The organism is Pseudomonas sp. RW3S2 (assembly GCF_014268955.1).
GTDB classification, from domain to species: domain Bacteria; phylum Pseudomonadota; class Gammaproteobacteria; order Pseudomonadales; family Pseudomonadaceae; genus Aquipseudomonas; species Aquipseudomonas wayambapalatensis.
This window is the reverse complement of sequence record NZ_JABWRM010000038.1, coordinates 1-2,336: the sequence shown is the minus strand read 5'-3', so window position 1 is coordinate 2,336 and position 2,336 is coordinate 1. Positions and strand designations below refer to the sequence as shown.

The following is a 2,336-nucleotide window of genomic DNA, read 5'->3' as shown; positions in this document are numbered from 1 at the left end:
TCGGCCGCCACCCCCACCAGCACATCCGGGCCCACGCCTGCCGCCTGCAGGCGGTGCGCCCACTGGTTGGCCAGGGCATCGAGCTGGCGGTAGCTGAGCTGACGCTCGCCAAACACCAGCGCCGTGGCATCTGGCGTAGCCTCGACCTGACGCTGGATCAGCCCCTGGACGCTGTGCTCCAGCGGGTACTCGACCGCCGTGGCGTTCCAGCGCACCAGGGTGTCGCGCACTTCGTCGGCAGCGATCAACGGCAGGTCGTCCAGCGTGCAGTCGAGGTTGGCGACCATCGCCTGCAGCAGGTTCTGCCAATGCCGAGCCAGGCGCTGCGCGGTAGCCGGCTCGAACAGGTCCAGGGCATAGGTGAACTGCGCATCCAGCGCATCGCCCTGCTCCAGAATGTTCAGGGTCAGGTCGAACTGGGCGGTATGGCCCTCGCCCTTGAGGTTTTCGATACGCAGGCCGGACGCCTGGGCGCCGTCACCACCAGCGCCCAGCGCCGCGCCACCCTGGTGATTGAACATCACCTGGAACAGCGGGCTGTGGCTGAGGGTGCGTTGCGGGCGCAGCGCTTCGACCAACTGTTCGAACGGCAAGTCCTGGTGCGCCTGCGCGCCCAGGGCATCGGCCTTGACCTGCTGGAGAAACGCCCGCACGGTCGTCTGCCCCGAGATCTCGACGCGCTGCACCAAGGTGTTGACGAAGAAGCCGACCAGCCGCTCGGTCTCCATGCGGTTGCGGTTGGCCACCGGCACGCCGATGCGCAGGTCACGCTGGCCACTGTAGCGGTACAGCAAGACCTGATACGACGCCAGCAACAGCATGAACAGAGTGACGCCCTGCGCCTGCGCGACGCTGCGCAGGTCGCGGCACAACTGCGCCTCGAGCTTCACCTCCAGGCTGGCACCGCGCAAGCTCTGCTCCGCCGGGCGTGGATGGTCGAACGGCAGCTCGAGCACCGGATGCTCGCTGCCCAGCCGTTCGGTCCAGTAGGCCAGTTGACGCTCCTGCTCACCGGCCTCCATCCACTGGCGCTGCCACAAGGCGTAATCGGCGTACTGCACCGGCAGCGCCGGCAGTTGCACGGTCCGCCCTTCGCAAGCGGCGGCGTACAGCTGGACCAGCTCGTCGATCATCACCTGCATCGACCAGCCATCGGTCACGATGTGATGCTGGGTGAGCACCAGCACATGCTCCTGCTCGCCGAGCCGCAGCAGCTTGACCCGCAACAGCGGGCCGGCCTGCAGGTCGAAACGGCGCTGGATCTCCTCCTCGACACACGCCTGTAACTGCGCCTGGCGTCGTTGCGGCGCATCGTCGAGGGCCAAGGTCTGCTGCTCGATCCCGGCCCAGTTCGGCGCATCGATCACCTGCAGCACCTGCTCGCCATCCTCGACGAAGCGGGTGCGCAAGGTTTCGTGGCGGGCCACCAGCGCGGCAAAGCTGGCATCGAGCGCCGCGATATCCAGGGCGCCCTGCAACTTCAGGGCGGCACTGATGTGATAGGCACTGCTCTCGGGGCTCATCTGCCAGAGGAACCACTGCCGCTCCTGGGCATAGGACAGCAGTTGCAGTTCCTCGGGCTGACGCTTGAACACCGGCGCGACGCTGAACAGATTGATGTTCTTGTGCTTGAGCATCACCGCCAAGGCCTTGCGTTCCTTCGGCGACAGCTCGCCCACCCTTTCAATCAACGCTTTCACACCGGTTCCCCTTCACTCAGAAATTAGCTTCTCAAGCTCATCTCCTGTTAAACGTTCCAGGGCCTCCAAGGATTTAGCCAGTTCATCCATCAAAGGATCGTTGCTCGCATCCAGCGCCTCCACCGACGCGCTGAACTCGCCCAGGTGCCGCGCGTTGAAGAGAGTCTTGAGCGGGACCTCGATGCCCAGGTGCTCGCGAATCCGCACGATCACCTGGGTCGCCAGCAGCGAATGTCCGCCCAGGGCGAAGAAGTCATCCTCCAGCCCCACCTGCGGCACCTGCAGCACGTCCTTCCAGATCTGCGCCAGTTGCTGCTCCCGCTCGCTGCGCGGTGCCACGTAGCGGGCCTGGGCCAGCTCCGGAGACGGCAGCGCACGACGTTCCAGCTTGCCGTTGGGGCTCAGTGGCAACTGCTCGAGCAGCAGCAGGTGCACCGGCACCATGTAGTCCGGCAGCACCGCACCCAGGCGCTCGCGCAGGGTAGCGCGCAAGGCCTCGGCCGCCGCGTCGTCCGCCACCGGTGTACTCGGCACCAGGTAACCCGCCAGTTGCAAGCCGCCGGCACCCGGCACCGCCAGCACCACGGCCTCGCGCACTTCGTCCTGCTCCATCAGCCGTGCTTCGATCTCGCCCAG

The 2,336-nt window shown here is 66.3% G+C and carries 2 protein-coding genes; both read right to left on the bottom strand.

The window, feature by feature from the left end; translation table 11 throughout:
• On the bottom strand, window positions 1–1,700 hold a 1,700-nt coding region (locus HU748_RS26105), incomplete at its 3' end, for a condensation domain-containing protein (RefSeq protein WP_186722527.1).
• A gap of 12 nt (window positions 1,701–1,712) precedes the next feature.
• On the bottom strand, window positions 1,713–2,336 hold a 624-nt coding region (locus HU748_RS26100; protein WP_238343469.1), incomplete at its 5' end, for a phosphopantetheine-binding protein.